The 18,583-nt window shown below is 73.9% G+C and carries 11 protein-coding genes; 10 read left to right on the forward strand and 1 reads right to left on the reverse strand.

The genetic code is table 11. The features are described 5' to 3' along the window. Positions 1-16 precede the first annotated feature (16 nt). The 4 genes from OG978_RS14605 to OG978_RS14620 all read left to right on the forward strand — a co-directional run bounded on the left by OG978_RS14605 (position 17) and on the right by OG978_RS14620 (position 6,972). Positions 17-2,803, forward strand: coding sequence for a serine/threonine-protein kinase (locus OG978_RS14605; protein ID WP_326765649.1), 2,787 nt, complete (start codon positions 17-19; stop codon positions 2,801-2,803). Between the two features lie 2 nt (positions 2,804-2,805). Beyond that, positions 2,806-4,113: a protein phosphatase 2C domain-containing protein gene (locus tag OG978_RS14610; protein WP_326765650.1), complete on the forward strand. Its 1,308-nt coding sequence runs from the start codon at positions 2,806-2,808 to the stop codon at positions 4,111-4,113. A 122-nt stretch (positions 4,114-4,235) separates the two neighbouring features. Beyond that, positions 4,236-5,594: a vWA domain-containing protein gene (locus OG978_RS14615; protein WP_326765651.1), complete on the forward strand. Its 1,359-nt coding sequence runs from the start codon at positions 4,236-4,238 to the stop codon at positions 5,592-5,594. Between the two features lie 133 nt (positions 5,595-5,727). Further along, positions 5,728-6,972: an FHA domain-containing protein gene (locus OG978_RS14620; RefSeq protein WP_326765652.1), complete on the forward strand. Its 1,245-nt coding sequence runs from the start codon at positions 5,728-5,730 to the stop codon at positions 6,970-6,972. A gap of 6 nt (positions 6,973-6,978) precedes the next feature. On the opposite strand, the gene OG978_RS14625 is transcribed toward OG978_RS14620, so the two are convergent. Then, entirely contained in the window at positions 6,979-7,959 is a 981-nt protein-coding gene (locus OG978_RS14625) for a methyltransferase domain-containing protein (protein ID WP_326765653.1), read from the reverse strand. A gap of 121 nt (positions 7,960-8,080) precedes the next feature. Between OG978_RS14625 and OG978_RS14630 the strand changes: the two genes are divergently transcribed. The 6 genes from OG978_RS14630 (at position 8,081) to OG978_RS14655 (ending at position 18,580) form a co-directional block, all read left to right on the forward strand. Next, positions 8,081-8,485, forward strand: a complete 405-nt coding sequence (locus OG978_RS14630; RefSeq protein WP_326765654.1) for a globin — start codon at positions 8,081-8,083, stop codon at positions 8,483-8,485. Between the two features lie 164 nt (positions 8,486-8,649). Next, positions 8,650-11,952 carry an ABC transporter permease gene (locus OG978_RS14635; RefSeq protein WP_326765655.1) on the forward strand — a complete coding sequence of 1,101 codons (3,303 nt, stop codon included), beginning with the start codon at positions 8,650-8,652 and terminating at the stop codon, positions 11,950-11,952. 1 nt (position 11,953) lies between these two features. Next, entirely contained in the window at positions 11,954-14,770 is a 2,817-nt protein-coding gene (locus OG978_RS14640; RefSeq protein WP_326765656.1) for an FtsX-like permease family protein, read from the forward strand. After that, positions 14,767-15,735: an ATP-binding cassette domain-containing protein gene (locus OG978_RS14645; protein WP_326765657.1), complete on the forward strand. Its 969-nt coding sequence runs from the start codon at positions 14,767-14,769 to the stop codon at positions 15,733-15,735. Before OG978_RS14640 ends, OG978_RS14645 begins: the two co-directional genes overlap by 4 nt. Before the next feature lie 113 nt (positions 15,736-15,848). Continuing rightward, positions 15,849-17,390 carry an alpha/beta hydrolase gene (locus OG978_RS14650; RefSeq protein ID WP_326765658.1) on the forward strand — a complete coding sequence of 514 codons (1,542 nt, stop codon included), beginning with the start codon at positions 15,849-15,851 and terminating at the stop codon, positions 17,388-17,390. Beyond that, a complete protein-coding gene (locus OG978_RS14655; protein ID WP_326765659.1) occupies positions 17,387-18,580 on the forward strand; it encodes a serine hydrolase domain-containing protein in 1,194 nt (397 codons plus the stop codon). Before OG978_RS14650 ends, OG978_RS14655 begins: the two co-directional genes overlap by 4 nt. Positions 18,581-18,583: the final 3 nt, after the last annotated feature.

Here is an 18,583-nt window from a genome sequence, read left to right on the forward strand (position 1 = left end):
ATCAGGGGGACCGACCATGAGTACGCAGTGCCAGCGCCCCGCGTGCGAGGGCAGTTACGAGGACATGGGCGGCGGTGAGCTGTACTGCGACACCTGCGGTCTGGCTCCGGTCGTCTCGCCGAACGGGATGGTGAGCTCGCCGCCCACCGGGATCGCGGGCGGCGGCGCGAACAGCCGCAGCAGCAGGGGCAGTCGGGGGAGCAGCAACAGCAGTTCGCGGTCCTCGTCCCGGGCGTCCTCGCGTTCCTCGTCCCGCTCGTCGACCTCTCGGCGTTCGGTGTCGGGGCGGCTGTCGCGTTCCCTGTCCGGCGCCGCCACCTCCCCTTCGGTCTCGGTGCGTTCCTCCGGTTCGTCCTCGGGTGCGTCCGCCCGGGGCAGGCTGGGCGTGGGCCTGGTCGAGGTACCGGACGTGCCGCGTCCCGACCCGCGCTCGGCGGTGATGGAGAACCCGGAGGTGCCGGAGCGGAAGCGTTTCTGTTCGCGTTCCGACTGCGGGGCCCCGGTCGGCCGGTCCCGCGGTGAACGGGTGGGCCGCACGGAGGGGTTCTGCACCAAGTGCGGTCACCCCTACTCGTTCGTGCCCAAGCTCCACGAGGGCGACATCGTGCACGGCCAGTACGAGGTCGCCGGCTGTCTGGCGCACGGCGGGCTCGGCTGGGTCTATCTCGCGGTCGACCGCGCGGTCTCGGACCGCTGGGTGGTCCTCAAGGGCCTGCTCGACACCGGTGACCAGGACGCCATGGAGGCCGCGATCTCCGAGCGCCGCTTCCTGGCCGAGATCGAACACTCCAACATCGTCCGGATCTACAACTTCGTCGAGCATCTCGACCAGCGCACCGGCTCGCTCGACGGCTACATCGTGATGGAGTACGTCGGCGGCAAGGCGCTCAAGGACATCGCCAACGAGCGCCGCACCGCCGCCGGGAAGCGCGATCCGCTGCCCGTCGAGCAGGCGTGCGCGTACGGCATCGAGGCGCTGGAGGCGCTCGGTCACCTGCACAGCCGCAACCTGCTGTACTGCGACTTCAAGGTCGACAACGCGATCCAGACCGAGGGCCAGCTGAAGCTGATCGACATGGGCGCCGTCCGCAGGATGGACGACGACGAGTCGGCCATCTACGGCACGGTGGGGTATCAGGCGCCGGAGGTGGCGGAGGTCGGCCCGTCGGTCGCCTCCGACCTGTACACGGTCGCGCGGACGCTCGCGGTGCTCACCTTCGACTTCCAGGGCTACACCAACGTCTTCGTGGACTCGCTGCCGGATCCGGACAACATCGAGGTGTTCCGGACCTACGAGTCGTTCTACCGGCTGCTGGTGCGGGCCACCGACCCTGATCCGGCACGGCGGTTCGCCTCGGCGGCGGAGATGGCGGACCAGCTGACGGGTGTGCTGCGCGAGGTGGTGTCGCTGCAGACGGGGCGGCCGCGTCCGGCGCTCTCGACGCTGTTCGGCACGGAAGTACGGGTCACGGACACGCAGTTGTTCCCCGAGCTGACGGACGATGTGTCGCGGCTGGGAGGCCGGGCCACCGCTCCGGCTCCGTCCGGCCGCTTCGGGCGGCGGCGGGGCGGGGCGGGGAGCACCACCCCGGCCACGACGCCGGTGCTGCCCGCCGCACCGGCGCCGGGCGCGCTGCCCTCGGGTGCCCCGCCGGCCCCCGGGTACGCCGCGCCGGGGGCCGGCGCGCTGACCGCGCCGCCCACCCATGTCCGGGCCGGCGGCGGTCCGGGCCGGAGCGGCGAGGCCGTCGCGTACGCGCAGACGCAGGCCGCGATTCCGGCTCCCCGGGTCCCGGCCGCCGACCCCGGTGCGCCGTCGGGGCTCCCGGTTGCGGGCGACCCCCGGCTGGCCAGGCTCGACGTACGGTCCACCTCGCTCGCGCTGCCCGTGCCCCGGGTCGACGCGAGCGACCCCAACGCGGGATTCCTCGCCGGGCTGATGGCCACCGCCCCGTCCGAGCTGATCTCCGCGCTGAACGCCGTGCCCGTGGCCTCGCTGGAGACCCGGCTGCGCGAGCTGCGCGCCCGCCTGGAGCTGAACGAGCTCGGTGCCGCGGGGCAGACCCTGGCGGCGCTGGAGGGCCAGTACCCGGACGACTGGCGGGTCGTCTGGTACCGCGGCATCACCTCGCTGGTGACCGGTGACAACGAGAACGCGGCGCTCTCCTTCGACGCGGTGTACGACGCGTTCCCCGGCGAGCCGGCGCCCAAGCTGGCGCTGGGGATCTGCGCGGAGGTGCTGGGCCAGCTGGACAACGCCGCCGAGTACTACCGGCTGGTGTGGACGACGGACCCGAGCTTCGTCAGCGCCGCCTTCGGGCTGGCCCGGGTACAGATAGCCGCCGGGGACCGGGCCGGGGCCGTCAGGGCGCTGGAGTCGGTGCCGGAGGCGTCGATCCACTACACGGCGGCCCGGGTCGCCGCGGTGCGTGCCCGGCTGCGCGAGCGGGCCCCGGACGATCCGCTGATCGTCGACCTGATGGCCGCCTCGGCCCAGGTCTCGGGGCTGGCCGGTTTCGGTCTGGACGCGGTGCGCCGGGAGCAGCTGTCGACCGAGGTGCTCGGCACGGCGCTCGACTGGGTACTCTCCGGTAGCCCCACGGTCCGGCCCTCGGCCCAGTCGCCCGAGTCCGCCGGGTCGCCCGGGCCGAGAACGCTGCTCGGCAGTGAGCTGGACGAGCGGGGCCTGCGCTTCGGGCTCGAGCGTTCGTACCGGATGCTCGCCAGGCTTGCGGAGCCCGGCGATGAGAGGATCGAACTGGTGGAGCGGGCCAACCGTTTCCGCCCCCGGACGTGGGTGTGAAAATGTCGCAGAAGCCCCAGGAGACGGCCCTGTCGAAGTGCCCCGGCTGCGAGGAGCCGCTGGAGCCGGGGGACCTGTTCTGCGGTGCGTGCGGGTACGACCTGTCGGCCGTGCCCGCCGCTCCCCAGGACCACCCGACGATCGCCATGGCCGCACCGGCGGAGAACGGTGCGGCGGAGCTCCGCTTCGACCGTCGGGACGGCTCGGGTGGACCGGGTGAATCCGATGGACTGGGCGGATCCGGCGGATCCGGCGACTTCGAGCTGCCCGCGCCCGCGGGTGCGCCGTCGGCCGATGCCCCGGCGCCCGCGCCCACGTCCGCACCCGACCCCCGTACCCCCGCCGCGGAACCGGTGGCGGCCACGCCGCAGGCCGGCGCCAAACGGTGTGTGGCCTGCCGGTCCGGCAGTGTCGACACCGACGGCTACTGCGAGAACTGCGGTCACGCCCAGCCGCGCGAGCGCGACCACATGGAGCAGGAGCTCGGTTCGGTGGCCGCCGTCAGCGACCGGGGCCTGCGCCATCACCGCAACGAGGACTCGTTCGCGGTGTCGACCACCGCCCTGCCCGACGGTTCACCGGCCGTCGTCGCGATCGTCTGCGACGGCGTCTCGTCGGCCAGCCGCCCCGACGAGGCGTCGGCGGCCGCCGCGAGCGCGGCCAACGAAGCGCTTCTGGAGTCGCTACCGCGCGGCACCCACCCACAGCAGGCGATGCACGAGGCGATCGTCGCGGCCGCCGAGGCGGTCAACGCGCTGGCGCAGGAGCCGGCCCGGGCCATGGAGCACGACCAGCGCCGCCACCAGAACGCCCCGGCGTGCACCCTGGTCGGCTCGATCATGGCGGGCGGCCTGCTGATCGTCGGCTGGGTCGGCGACAGCCGCGTCTACTGGGTGCCCGACGACCGCACCAACCCGCCCGCCCGGCTGACCGAGGACGACTCCTGGGCCGCGCAGATGGTGGCGGCGGGCCTGATGAACGAGGCCGAGGCGTACGCGGACGAGCGCGCCCACGCCATCACGGGGTGGCTCGGCGCCGACGCGTACGAGCTGGAACCGCACACCGCGTCCTTCAAGCCGGACCGGTCCGGTCTCGTGGTCGTGTGCACGGACGGCCTGTGGAACTACGCGGAGTCGGCGGCCGAGATGGCCGCGGCGGTACCGGCCGACGCGCATCAACGGCCGTTGCACGGCGCCCAGGTGCTGGTGGGTCATGCGCTCGACGGTGGGGGCCACGACAACGTAACAGTGGCTCTGCTGCCGTTCGCCGTGGAGCAGCAGGGGGCAGGATCGGCCTGCGGCACCACGTGAGTCCCGTTCCGTAACGCTTGATTCCAGTTCCGACCGCCCAGTCCGCCACCGCTGCCTTCGCCCGTATTTCTTCCCTCACAGCTGTCTTCATCCGACACCTGGAGTCCCAAGGAGCCGACCAGATGGCCAACTTCTCCAAGTCGAACGTGCCGCAGTTCTCCGTCGAGGTGTACCAGAACGAATATCTGCCGGAGGGCGGTCGCGAGGTCAACGCAATCGTGACGGTCACCTCGACCGGGGGCGGCACCACCGGCGGCGTCCCGCTGTCCGGTGCGTCCGCGGCGCCCGTGCACGTTCCCGGACAGGCACCGAACGCCGCCGTGGTGATCATGGTCGACTGCTCCGGCTCGATGGACTATCCGCCGACGAAGATGCGCAACGCCCGCGACGCGACGGCCGCGGCCATCGACACCCTGCGCGACGGCACCTCGTTCGCCGTCGTCGGCGGTACGCACGTCGCCAAGGAGGTCTACCCGGGCAATGGCAGGCTCGCCGTGGCCGACGCGCAGACCAGGGCCCAGGCGAAGGGCGCCCTGCGCGCGCTCAGCGCCGGTGGCGGTACGGCGATCGGCACCTGGCTGCGGCTGGCCGACCGGCTCCTCGGCGCGGCCGATGTGGACATCCGGCACGGCATCCTGCTCACCGACGGCCGCAACGAGCACGAGGCCCCGGAGGACCTGCGGGCCGCGCTCGACTCCTGCGCGGGCCGTTTCACCTGTGACGCCCGCGGTGTCGGCACCGACTGGGAGGTGAAAGAGGTCACAGCGATCGCCTCCGCGCTGCTCGGCACGGCCGACATCGTCGCCGACCCCGCGGGGCTGGCCACGGACTTCACACAGATGATGGAGAACGCGATGGGCAAGGAGGTCGCGGATGTCGCGCTGCGGCTCTGGACGCCCGTCGGGGTCGAGATCAAGTTCGTGAAACAGGTCGCACCGACGGTCGTCGATCTGACCGACCGGCGCACCGAGGCGGGCCCCCGTGCCGGGGACTACCCCACGGGCTCCTGGGGCGACGAGTCCCGCGACTACCACGTGTGCGTGACTGTGCCGCGGGCCGGGATCGGGCAGGAGATGCTGGCCTCCCGGGTCTCGCTGGTCCTCCCCGACCCGTCGGGCGGGGGTCCGCAGACGCTCTCGCAGGGCCTGGTCAGGGCCGTGTGGACCGAGGACATGGTGGCGTCCACCTCGATCAATCCGCAGGTCGCGCACTACACCGGCCAGGCGGAACTGGCACAAGTCATCCAGCAGGGGCTCGATGCCCGCAAGTCGGGAGACTTCGACGGCGCGACCGCGAAACTGGGCCGCGCGGTGCAGCTGGCGTCGGCGTCCGGGAACGAGGACACTGCGAAACTGCTTTCGAAGGTGGTGGACGTCGTGGACGCCGCGACCGGTACTGTGCGACTGAAGGCGAGGGTCGCGGACGCCGACGAGATGACACTCGAAACGCGCTCGACCAAGACCGTTCGCGTCAAGAAGTGAGCACAGAGCCACACGGCAAGTAACCACAGAACAACACAGTCGAGCCGCCCGGCCGGAGTGATCCGCCGGGAGGCGAAGAGCAGGAAGAATACGCCGGCCCCGGGGCCGGCCCAGGAGAGGGGGAAGCGCCGACATGCCGACCTGCCCGAACGGACACCAGTCGGGTTCCGACGACTGGTGCGAGGTCTGCGGCCATCGCATGACCGGTGCGGGCGCGCCTGCGGGTGCGGTCCCCCCGCCGCCGCCTCCGCCGCCCGCTCCCGGTCACGGCTACCCGCCGGGCGCGGGTTCCGATGCGACCCAGCAGGCGGAGCTCTGCCCGCAGTGCCGCACGCCCCGCGAGGCGATGGCGCCGTTCTGCGAGGAGTGCCGCTGGAACTTCCTCACGAACACCGCGACGTCGTACACGCCGCTGGCCCCGGCCCACGGCGTTCCCGGCCCGCCGCCCGGACTCAACCTGCCGCCCGGCTTCCAGGCGCAGCAGCAGTCGGCCCCGCCGCAGCAGCAGCGCGACCCGTTCGAATACCAGGGCTCGCGGCCCTCGCAGATGAACCGCCCGGCCGAGCCGCTCTCCTCCGGACAGGGCAACCACCCCGGTCCCCCGGCTCCCGGCCCGGGCCCGCAGGCGCCCCCGCCGCCGTTCCAGCAGCAGGGTCCGCCGGCACCGCCGTCCTTCCAGCAGCAGTCCGCGCCGCCCCCGCCGTTCCAGCAGCAGTCCGCACCGCCACCGTTCCAGCAGCAGTCGGCGCCGCCCGTGTTCGAGCAGCCCGGTCCGCCGGCCCCGCAGCCGCCCGCCCCGCAGCCGCAGGGGCCGCAGGGGCCGCAGGGGCCGCAGGGGCCGCAGGGGCCGCAGAGCGGCGACGACGACTGGATGCTGTCGCCGCCGTCCCGTACCCAGGCCCCGCCGCAGCAGTCGGCGCCGCCGCAACAGCAGCAGCCGCCGTTCCCGGGGCAGAACCAGAACCAGCCGCCCGCGAGCTGGACCGCGGTCATCGCCCCGGACCGTGAGTACTTCCTGGCGATGATGCAGCGCAGCGGCCCCGAGGCGACCGGGCTGAACCTGCCCGCGTACTCCCCGGAGCAGCAGCTTCCGCTGGCCGGCAACCAGATCACCATCGGCCGCCGCAGGCACAGCACCGGTGAGTCCCCCGACATCGATCTGTCCGTGCCGCCGGAGGATCCGGGCGTCTCGCACCAGCACGCGGTGCTGGTGCAGCAGCCCGACGGCAGCTGGGCCGTGGTCGACCAGAACTCCACGAACGGCACCACGCTCAACGGCGCCGAGGACCCGATCCAGCCCTATGTCCCCGTCCCGCTCCAGGACGGCGACAAGGTGCACGTCGGGGCGTGGACGACGATCACGATCCGCCGGGGCTGATCCGCGTCACACGGTGGGCAGTGGCCAGGTGTACGGCCCCTCGGGGTCGTCCAGCCAGGCCCACTGCCGCCCGTCCCTGACCGTGATGCCGAACCTCTCCCGCTCGGGGCGCTTCTCGCGCTGCCAGAGCGAGAGCGCCTCGCGCGGGTCGAGGGTGTCCCCGGTGAGCATCAGCAGGAACCGGAAGAGATCGTTCTCGCTGACGCGCCTCGGCACCCTGCCGGAATGCGGGGGCCGTGCGGACTGCGCCGGAACGCCGCGCAGCGGTACGAAGTAGGCGGCCGTGTGCAGGAACCGGCCCTCGGCGTACTTCCCGTGCGCCCCTTCCCGCACCCGCAGCGCGATCAGTCCGGTGGCGAACGGGGCCAGAATCCGGGCGCCCGATACGCACTGCTCCAGCCAGGGCTGCGGTACGCACGGCAGGGTGCAGGTCGCGATGATCCGGTCGTACGGGCCGCGCCGGGGCCAGCCCCGTGTCCCGTCCCCGGTGATCACCGCCGGGTGGTACCCGGCCGCGGCCAGGTGCCGGCGGGCCGACTCGGTGATCTCCGGGTCGAGGTCGACGGTGGTCACGGCGTCGTCGCCGAGCCGGTGGGCGAGCAGCGCCGCGTTGTAGCCGCTGCCCGCGCCGATCTCCAGGACCCGATGCCCCTCCCGTACGTCCAGCTCTTCGAGCATCCGCGCCATCAGCGAGGGCTGGCTGCTCGACGAGATCAGTTCGCCGTCCCGGATCCGGGTGGCCAGCGGCCCGTCCGCGTACGCCCCGCGCAGCCACTGGGCCCGCCGGGCCGGGTCGGGGTCCTCGCACCACATGCGGTCGTAGCCGCCGGCCACGAAGTAGTACGGCACGAACAGATGCCGCGGCACCTCCTCGAAGGCGGCCCGCCAGCCGGGATCGCCCAGCGCCCCGCCGGCCACGATGGAGCGCACCATCGCCCACCGCTCCTCGGCGGCGGCCGCGGCGAACCGGTCGGTGTGTGCGTCCATACCTCCACCTTCCTGCGCCGGGGGCCCGGGGGCCAGGAACCCGGGCGGGCGACGGCCTGCCGGGCTGCCGACAAGGCCTAGGACCACGGACCTCGGCCGGTGCGTCTGCGACGATGGACGGGTGACAGAGAATCCGCGCGACACGCTGCAGGAGCAGACCTTCTACGAACAGGTCGGCGGTGAGGAGACCTTCCGGCGCCTGGTGCACCGCTTCTACCAGGGTGTCGCCGAGGACCCGCTGCTCCGGCCGATGTACCCGGAGGAGGATCTGGGCCCGGCCGAGGAACGGTTCGCGCTGTTCCTGATGCAGTACTGGGGCGGGCCCCGTACCTACAACGAGCAGCGCGGACACCCCCGGCTGCGGATGCGGCACGTCCCCTTCCGGGTGGACCGGGCGGCGCACGACGCCTGGCTGAGCCATATGCGGGTGGCCCTCGGCGAGCTCGGACTGGCGCCGGAGCACGAGCGGCAGTTGTGGGACTACCTGACCTACGCCGCCGCCTCGATGGTGAACACCCAGGGCTGAGCCCCATTCGCCGCCGCAGGCGCGGAATACGGTCTTCCGTCACCGATAAACGGTCACAATCGCATCAAGTACGCACGCAAGCGGTTTCCAAGAGCGCATGCGTCTTGAAAGCATCCGTACAACGCCGGGGGGCGTGTGTGTGACGAGGGCCCAGGGGGGCGTGAGTGACGGGGTTCGTCTTTCTCCGGGTGCGGGCCCACCGGCTCCTGCTCTCCGCGGCCGTCCTCGCCGTTCTGCTGACCACCTCGGTGCTGGCCGCGCTCACCGCCTTCTCCGGCTCCGTCGGCGACGCGGCGCTCCGCCACGCCCTCACCCACCGCTCGGCGGCCGCCGCCTCCCTCGTGATGTCCGCGCAGGTGGCGCCCGCACAGCGGGACGCGGCCGACGCGATCGCCCGGAAAGCGGCCCGCGAGGCCTTCGACGGCCTTCCGGTGACCGTCCGGCCGCTGGAGACGTCGGGGGCGTACGCGCTGCCGCGCGATCTGCGGGCCCCGGCCGTCCGGGGCGGCGAGCCCGATCTCACCCACTTCGCCTCGCTCGACCGCAGCCGTGTCCGTATCGCCGCGGGCCGCATGCCGGCGTCGGGCGGCGGGAAGTCCGGCGAGCCCGTCCAGGTCGCCCTGCCCCGCACCGCCGCCGAAGCGCTGGAGCTGAAGCCCGGTTCGCGGTTCACCGTCACCGACCGGCTGACCGAGAAGCCGCTGCACGTCCTGGTCACGGGCGTGTACGAGGTGTCCGACCCGGCCGATCCGTACTGGCAGCTGGACGAGCTCGGCGGGCGCGGCATCCGCAAGCTCGCCTTCACGACTTACGGTCCGCTGCTCATCGACCCGGCCGTGGCCGGTTCCGGACGGGTCAGTCCCGGGACGATGTCCTGGCTGGCGGCCGCGGATTTCCGCACGGTCGCCACGGGCCGCATCGACTCGCTGCGCACTGCCGCCACGGCCGCTCCGAAGACGGTGACGGCTGCCCCCGAGTTCAAGAGCGGCGCCACCGCGCGGACCTCGCTCCCCCGGGTGCTGGAGCAGATCGACCGGGCACTGCTGGTCTCCCGCTCGACGCTGATGATCGTGGCCGTCCAGCTGGTGCTGCTCGCGGGTTACGCGCTGCTGCTGGTGGCCCGGCTGCTGAGCAGCGAGCGCGACGGAGAGACCCGCCTGTTGCGGGCCCGGGGCGGATCGCGCGGCCGCGTCACGGCGCTCGCCGCGATCGAGGCGCTGCTGCTGGCGTTGCCCGCCGCGCTCGTCGCCCCGTTGCTCGCCGGGCCGCTGACCCGGCTGCTCGCGGGCCACGGCGCGCTGTCCCGGATCGGGCTGCGGGTCGACGGCGGCGCCACCGCCACCGTGTGGCTGGTCGCCGTCGTCACCGCGCTCGTCTGCGCGCTGGCCGTCGTGGCGCCCGCGCTGGCGGCGGGTGCCGGGGACCGTCGGCCCGGCCGGGGCGCGTCCCTGCCCGCGCCGCTGCGGGCGGGTGCCGACATCGGGCTGCTGGTGATCGCGGCGGTGGCGTACTGGCAACTCGACCGCCGGGCCACGGGTGTTGGCGGCGGTGTGCTGAGCGGGGACCGGCAGGGGCGGCTCGGCGTCGATCCGCTGCTGGTCGCGGCCCCCGCGCTGTTGCTGCTCGCGGGCACCGTACTGACGCTGCGGCTGCTGCCGCCCGCGGCCCGGCTCGCGGAACGCGGCGCGGCGGGCGGCCGGGGGCTGATCGCGGCCCTGTCCGGCTGGCAGTTCAGCCGGCGCCCGCTGCGCAATGCCGGGCCCGTGCTGCTGCTGGTCCTCGCGGTGGCGATGGGCATGCTGGCCATCGGGCAGCGCGCGTCCTGGGACCGTTCGCAGGGCGACCAGGCGGACTTCAGGGCCGGTGCTTCGGTGCGCGTGACGACCGGTGCCGACGACGATCCGGTGAAGTCGGGCGGGTACGCGGGGCTGCCGGGCGTTCGGGAGGCCGCGCCCGCGTTCCGCACGACCACGGAGCTCTCGGGCAACCGCACCGCCACGGTCCTCGCCCTGGACACCGCGCACGCCTCCGAGCGGATGCTGATCCGCGGCGATCTCGCCGACCGGCCGCGGGAGCGGCTGTTCGACCCGATCGCCGCGCCGAGGACCGCGCGGGCCGGGCTGGTGCTGCCGGAGAACAGCGAGCGGCTCAGGTTCGACGTACGGATCACGGCGGACGGGGCGCACGGACGGCCGGGTGACGAGCCGGTGCTCGCCGTGCTGCTGGAGGACCGTTACGGCCTGCCCTACCGGGTGCCGGCCGGATCCGTACCCGTCGACGGCAAGGCGCATCCGGTCGCCTTCGCGGTGGGGGCCGCGGGTGACCTGGCCGTGACCGGCTTCGAGCTGAACGGCAACCGGCCGTCCGGTCCGAGCAAGTCGCACCGGCTGGACGTCAGCGCCCTGCGGACGGTGACCGCCGACGGCACCGAGCAGGCGGTCCCGGTCCCCGAAGGGTTCGGCTGGGACGCGGAACTGACCGGCACCGGATCCGGTGGCGAGGCGCAACCCGGCGATCCGGTGGACGCGTCCGCCTCCGCGAAGAGCCCGCTGGCCTTCGGATACGACACCGGCGCCGCCCCGAACACGTGGGAGTACACGCCCGCCTTCTCCGTACGGGTCACCGCGCCCCGCCCGAAGGCGCCGATGCCGAAGGCCATCGTCACCGACGCGTATCTGAAGGCCGCCGGGGCGAAGAAGGGTCAGAACGTCGACGTCACACTGGCCGGCGAGACGGTCCGGGTGGAGATCGTGGACGTGGTGCGGCGACTGCCGACCACCGGCGCCGGCTCGGACGACTCCGCTCCCGGGAGCGGCCGGGACCGCGACGGCGGAGCCGTGCTGCTCGACTTCAGGGCCGTCGGCCAGATCTTCGCGCAGCGCCCGGGCGCCGTGCTCACAGCCAACGAGTGGTGGCTGAGCACCGCCCCCGGACAGGCCGCGAAGGTCGCCGCCACGCTGCGGGCGCAGCCCGACACCGAACCGGCACAGGTCCTGGTCCGGGACGAGATCGCGCGGGAACTGGTCGGCGATCCGCTGGGCGCCGGGCCGCAGTCCGCACTGCCCGCGGTGGCGGTGGTCGCCGCGGCCCTGGCCGCGGTCGGCTTCGCGGTGAGCGCCGTCGGCGCGCAGCGGGAAAGGGCCGCCGAGTTCGCCGTACTGCGGGCGCTGGGCACCCCGCGCCGACGGCTGACCAGGATGATCGCCGCTGAACAGGGCGTGCTGATCGCGATCGCGCTGCTGGTCGGGACCGTGCTCGGGGCCGTGCTGAACCGCGCCGTCGTACCGCTCGTCGTACTGACCGGGCAGGCCACCGCGCCGGTGCCCGGGGTGCTGGTGCAATTGCCGGCCGGGCAGATCGCGGCGTTGCTGGCAGGCGTCGCCGCGCTGCCGCTGGTGATCGTCGTGTCCCTCGCTCTGCGCGGGGCCGACCCCGCGGCCTCGCTGCGCGTCCAGGGGGACAACTGACATGACTCCGCGTTCCGTTCGAGGCAGCGGCACCTCCGCCGCCAGTGCGCCCTGGGTCCGTACCCGGCTGCGCACCGCTCCCGGCACGGCCTGGGCGCTGGGGCTGCTGGTGCTGCTGACGTCATTCCTCGCCGCCGCCTTCCCGCGCGCCGTCGAGCACTACGAGAACGAGGGTCTGCGCCATGACATCGCCGCCGCGGACCCCCGGCACAGCGTTCTGGAGCTGAACAGTCCGCAGCCCGAACTGCAGATACCCCGGGCAGAGCGCGAGGCGGCCGTGCGCGATGCGGCGCTGGCGGCCGTCCGGCGCAAGGTGCGGTCCGCGCTGCCCGCCGAGGTGCGGCCCGGCACCGCCGAGTCCGCGTACGGCTTCCGCACCGGTAAGCCGATCGCCGCCCCGGACAGCTGGCTGTCGCGGCCGGACCTCGTCGACCCCCAGCTGACCTACTCCACCCTGTCCGCCATCCCGGACCACGCCACCCTGCGCGCCGGGAAATGGCCCGTCGTCCATGGCGAGGTCACCGAGAACACGCCCGAGGTGGAGGGCGTGGTCACCGAGGAGACGGCGAAGGCCCTCCGGGCCAAGGTCGGTGCGGCCATCACCGTACCCACCCAGAGCGGAAAGCGGCTGACCGTCCGGATCACCGGCATCGTCGCACCGGAGCACCCGCAGGGGGCCTACTGGTCGGCCGAGCCACTGTTCCGGACCCCGGCCCTGCTTCCCGAACCGGGGCTGTACCCCCCGCGTTTCCACTGGATCGCGGCCGTCCTGCTGCCTCCGGACGCCGCGCCCGCGCTGCTCGCCACCGCCGGGGAGCCGGAGATGTTCTGGCGGTTCACGCCGGACGCCTCCCGCCTCACCGTCCCCGACGTGGCGGGGCTGCGCTCGTCGCTCGCCTCCCTGGAGGGCGGTCCCGGGCTGGTGAGGATGCGCGCGGTGGCCGGCGGCAACGCCACGTTCACGACCGATCTGGACAAGATCCTCACCGGGTACGAGACCCTGCGTACGGCGATCGGCCCGGTCGTCACGGTCGCCGCCGTGGGCATCGGGGCCGTCGCCGCCGTCGTCCTGCTGATGACCGTCGGGCTGATCGGCGGGCGGCGTCGCACCGAACTGGCACTGCTGCGTGCGCGCGGCGGATCGCTGCGCGGCATCGGCGGCCGGCTGTTCGCCGAGACGGTGGTGATCGCGGTGCCCGCGGCGGCGCTGGGGCTGCTGATCGCCGTGCCGGCCTTCGACCGGGCCCGGCTGTGGCCCTCCGTCGTCGGGCCGGCCGCCGTCGCCGCGCTGGTCTGCCTCGCCCTGCCGCTGGGTTCGGTGCTCCCGCACCGCAGGCCGCAGTTGCCCGGGGCCCGCGAGGACCTGATGGATGCCCGCCCGTCACGGCGGCGCACGGTCGCCGAACTCACCCTGCTGGTGCTGGCCGTCGGCGCGGTCGCCGGCCTGCGCCGACGCGGTACGGGCGGCGACGGCGGCAGTGACCTGCTGGTCAGCGCCGCTCCCGTACTCGTCGGGCTGATCGCCGCCCTGGTGCTGGTCCGGCTCCTTCCGCTGCCGCTGCGTCTCGCCTCGCGCGCCGTGGCCCGGCGGCGCGGTGCGGTCGGCTTCCTGTCGCTGGCCCGCGCCGGGCGGAGCTCTGCGGGCGGCGCCCTGCCACTGCTCGCGCTGCTGCTCGCGCTGACCACGGCGGCGTTCGGCGGCTCGGTGCTCGCGGGTGTCGCGGACGCGCGGGACAGGGCGGCGGTGCACACGGTCGGCGCGGACGCCCGGATCAGCGGCCTGCTCGACTCCGTACCGCTGCCGAAGCGCCTGATCCGGGAGGTGCGGGAGGCGGACGGTGTGCGGGAGGTGGCGGAGGTACAGGTCGTGTCCGGCGTGCCGCTGCCTGCCGACCCGGCCGGGAACAACCGCATGAAGAGCACCGCCGTGCTGGGTGTCGACCCGGCGACGTACGCCCGGCTGGCCCGCGCGACGGGCCTCGGTCCGTTCCCCGCCGACCGGTTGAGGCCCGCCGGGGACCCGGCGGCGAAGGGGACCGCCCCGCCGAAGGACGCGGTGCTGCCCGTGATCGCGTCGCCGTCCGTCGCCGCGGAACTGGGCGACCGGCCGCGCGAGCTGTCCACGGCGGCCGGGGACCTCACGGTGCGGGTGGCAGGCATCGCCCCGCGCACCGCCGCCGTCCCCGACAGCGACTTCCTGATCGTCGACGCCGCGTCGCTGACCCGTCGGCAGACCACCACCCTGCTGATCACCGGCGGCTCCCCGGACGCGAAGGCCCTGCGGGCGGCGGCACAACACGCGGGCGAGGGCTTCGCCGTACGGCTGCGCTCCGAGGAACGCGAGGCGTTCCTCGACACCCCCATGCAGCAAGGTGCCTGGGGGATCTACGCGGCGGCGGTCGTGGCCGGTGCGGGCTACGCCCTGCTCGCCGTCCTGCTGTCGCTGCTGCGCACCGCGCCGGAGCGCACGGCCCTGCTGGCCCGGCTGCGGACCATGGGCCTCCCCTCCCGGCAGGGCAGACGGCTGCTCGGTCTGGAATCGCTGCCGCAGACACTGCTGGCGGCCTTCGGCGGGGTGCTCGTCGGCTGGACGACGATCGTGCTGCTGGCGCCGGGCGTCGATCTGGTGGGCCTCGCGCTCTCCGCCGGGCCCGGCTCCACCGCACTCGACACCGCTCCGCTGCGGGCCGACCCGTGGTCGCTGACGCTCCCGGCGCTCGGCGTGGTCGTCCTCACCGCCGCCCTGGCCGCCGTCCAGGCCCGGTGGGCCGGCCGCCGCGGACCGATCACCGAACTCAGGTCAGGAGACACCCGATGACGTCGCCGTCGGCCGACACCACACTCGCCGAGCTCGAACAGCGCGCCAACGCGCGCCGCGACCGGCCCTCGTACGGGCACGACGCGCTGATCGCCTGCGACCGGCTGGTCCGCATCTTCTCGGCGGACGGGGTGGAGGTGCAGGCCCTCCAGGGCCTGGACCTCCTGGTCACCGAGGGCGAGTTGATGGCCCTGGTCGGCGCGTCGGGCAGCGGCAAGTCGACTCTGATGAACATCCTGGCGGGCCTCGACGTGCCGACGGCCGGCTCGGCGAAGGTCGCGGGCTGCGATCTGCTGTCGATGGGGCCGAAGGAACGGCTCCGCTACCGGCGGGACATCGTCGGGTTCGTCTGGCAGCAGACCGCCCGCAATCTGCTCCCGTACCTCACCGCCATCCAGAACGTCACCCTGCCGATGCAGCTGCGCGGCCGGGGCCGGGTCCGGGGTGCCGAACGGGCCGCCCGCGCCGAATCACTGCTCCGGATCCTGGAGGTCGCGGACTGCCGCGACCGGCGCCCGCAGCAGCTCTCCGGCGGCCAGCAGCAGCGGGTGGCGATCGCGGTCGCGCTCGCCAACAACCCGTCGGTGCTGCTCGCCGACGAACCGACCGGCGAGCTCGACTCGGCCACCGGCGAGCAGGTCTTCGCGGCGTTCCGCCGGGCCAACGAGGAGCTCGGCACCACGATCGTGATCGTCACGCACGACCAGGCGGTGGCCGACGAGGTCCGCCGCACGGTCGCCATCCGGGACGGCCGTACGTCCTCCGAGGTGCTGCGCCGCACCGAGGTCGACGCCACGACGGGTCTGGAGTCCCAGGTGGCCCGGGAGTACGCGATGCTCGACCGGGCGGGCCGGCTGCAACTGCCGGCCGACTACACGGAGGCGCTCGGGATGGAGCACCGGGTGATGCTGGAGCTGGAGCACGACCACATCGGGGTCTGGCCGGACGACCAGCCGCGCCCGTGACGGGTGTTGGTGGTGCTGGCCCCAGGTCGCTTCGGCCGGGTGGCCCGATGTTCCCGCGCCGCCTACGCCCCTAGCGTCGTGCGGGAGTCATCCACCTGATCCCGAGGAGCACCATGCGCGTCGCCACGCTGGCCGCCGCCGGCCTGGGCCTGACCTGTTTATTCACGGGCAACGTACCCGCGTCGGCCACCCCCGCCACCCCCTCCCACCAGCGGCTCGTCTGGGGCCCCTGCTCGCCGCAGCAGCAGGAGCTGAACGAGGCGGGTGCGCAGTGCACGAAGGTGACCGTCCCGCTCGACTACTCCGAACCCGGCGGCCGGACGATCCGGATCGCCGTCTCCCGTATCAAGGCCACCGCGAAGCACGGGGAGCGGCGGGGCATCCTGCTGTCGAATCCGGGCGGTCCGGGCGGCACCGGACTCGCCAACACCCTGTATCTGCGCCCCGCGTTGAAGGACGCCGCCGACCGCTACGACCTGATCGGCTTCGATCCCCGCTTCCTCGGCGAGTCCACCCCCGTCGCCTGCGACCCCGCCGCCCCGGCGCCCGTGCACGGCCCGGCCACGACCCGCCGCGAGGACTTCGAGCGGTCGGTACGGTCCGCCCGCGACACCGCACGCCGCTGCCAGGAGCATGGGGACAACGCACGGCTCCTCCCCCACGCCACGTCCCGGAACGTCGCCCGCGACATGGACGCGATCCGCGCGGCACTGGGTGAGCGCAGGCTGTCGTACTACGGCGTCTCGTACGGCGCCGATCTGGGGGCCGTCTACACCCAGATGTTCCCGCGCCGCGCCGACCGCATCGTCATCGACTCCTCGACCGACCCGTCGGCCACCCAGTACGAACTCTTCCAGCGGGCGGGCAGGCCGCTCGAAGAGGCGCTGGACGCCTGGGCCGGATGGACCGCCCGGCACGACGGCACCTACCGGCTCGGCAGCACGCCCGCCCGCGTGCGGTCGAGCGTCCAACGGCTGCTCGACGGGGCCGAGCGGCGCCCGGTCACCGTCTCCGGCGTCCGGCTCGACGCGCCGCTGCTGCGGCTGGTGCTGAGGCAGCTCATCCAGCACGAGGAGTACGACCCGGCGCTCGCCGGTACGGTGCGGGACCTGGCCGACGCCGCAGCGGGCAGGCCGGTCGAGCCCGGCCCGGAGCTCGCCGCCATGCTGGAGCTGCTCGCCTCGCCCGAGCTGGCGGACAGCATGCTGGGCGGGGCCCTCTTCATGTGCGGCGACAGCGGCTGGCCGGCCGGTGGCTGGCCGGGGGACCCGGAGACGTACTGGAGGAACATGGAGGCCAGTCGCGCCACCCAGCCCGTCTTCGGCCCGCTCGTCAACGGCATGACGGCTCCGTGCGCGTTCTGGAGAAGCACCTCCCGCGAACCCGCCACGGTGATCGGCAACGACGTACCCGTCCTGATGCTCCAGGCCCGGCGCGACAACAACGTCCCGTACGAAGGGGCACTGGCACTGCACCACCGCCTGACCGGCTCACGGCTGGTGACGGCGGACATCCGCTCGCACGGGGTGTACGGGCGGGGACTCGACGGCCTCGCCCCCGTCCCCTGCGCCGACGGAGCCGTCAACGACTACCTGCGTGACGGCACGCTCCCCGCCGCCGACCTGACCTGCCCGCGCACCGAGGAGGACCGGTGATCAGCAGACGTACGGGCCTGGCAGCCACGGCGGCAGCCCTGCTCACCGGAGCGTCCGGCCCCGCGTCGACGGCCGCGCCCCGCCACCGTCCCGGGCTCGGCAGCCGCCTCCAGGACGATGTGGACGCGATCCTGGCCACCGGAGCCACCGGCGTACTGGCCGAGGTCCAGAGCGCCCGCGGCCGGACCACGGCCCGCGCCGGCTCCGCCGGCCCGGGGGCCCGGCATCACCCGGTCCCCCGGGACGCCTACTACCGGATCGGCAGCGACACCAAGACGTTCACGGCCACGCTCGCCCTCCAACTGGTGGGCGAGGGGCGGCTCGCGCTCACGGACACCGTCGAGCGGTGGCTGCCCGGCGCGGTGCGGGGCAACGGCAACGACGGCCGCAGGATCGCGGTCGCCGACCTGCTGCGCCAGACCAGCGGCCTGAACGACTACCTCGCCGTCTCGCCCGACGCGGCCGATGCGTTCACCCCGGCCGGGTACCACCGTTCGCGGTTTCGCACCACGGCCCCCGAGGACCAGCTGAAGGCGGCCCTGAGCCGGCCGCCCCTGTGGGTGCCGGACGCCGGACAGCCCGCCCTGGAACGGCGCTGGGGCTACTCCAACACCAACTACGTGGTGGCGGGCCTGATCATCGAGCGGGTGACCGGCAACTCCTGGGCGCAGGAGATCCACGACCGGATCATCGAACCCCTGGGCCTGCGTCACACCTTCACCCCCGGAACCTCCCCGTACGTGCCCCGGCCCACGGCCACCGCGCACACCTGGTTCCCCGGCTGCGCCCGGCCGACCGACACGACGCTGGCCTCCGGCGGCGGGGCGGACGGCTCCGTCATCAGCACCACCCAGGACCACGGGGTCTTCCTGCGCGCCCTGATGAGCGGCCGGCTGCTGCGCCCGGCCCAGCTGGCCGCGATGAAGGAGACGGTCGTGGCCGAGGACTGGATCGCGGCGCCGGGAGTCCGTTACGGGCTGGGCATCGCCTGGCGCCCGGTGGCCGGGAGCGACGGCGGGATCTGGTTCCACGGCGGAACCCATCTGGGGATCGTCTCCGAGAGCGGGGTGACGCCGGACGGCTCGCGGGCCGCGACCAGCGCCACGTTCACCCTGCGGATGGGCGACCCGGCCCAGGACGCCCAGGACGCGGCCGCTCGGCGCCTGGTGGACAGGGCCCTGACCGGCTAGGGC

The sequence above is a fragment of the Streptomyces sp. NBC_01591 genome (assembly GCF_035918155.1).
Classification (GTDB): Bacteria; Actinomycetota; Actinomycetes; order Streptomycetales; family Streptomycetaceae; genus Streptomyces.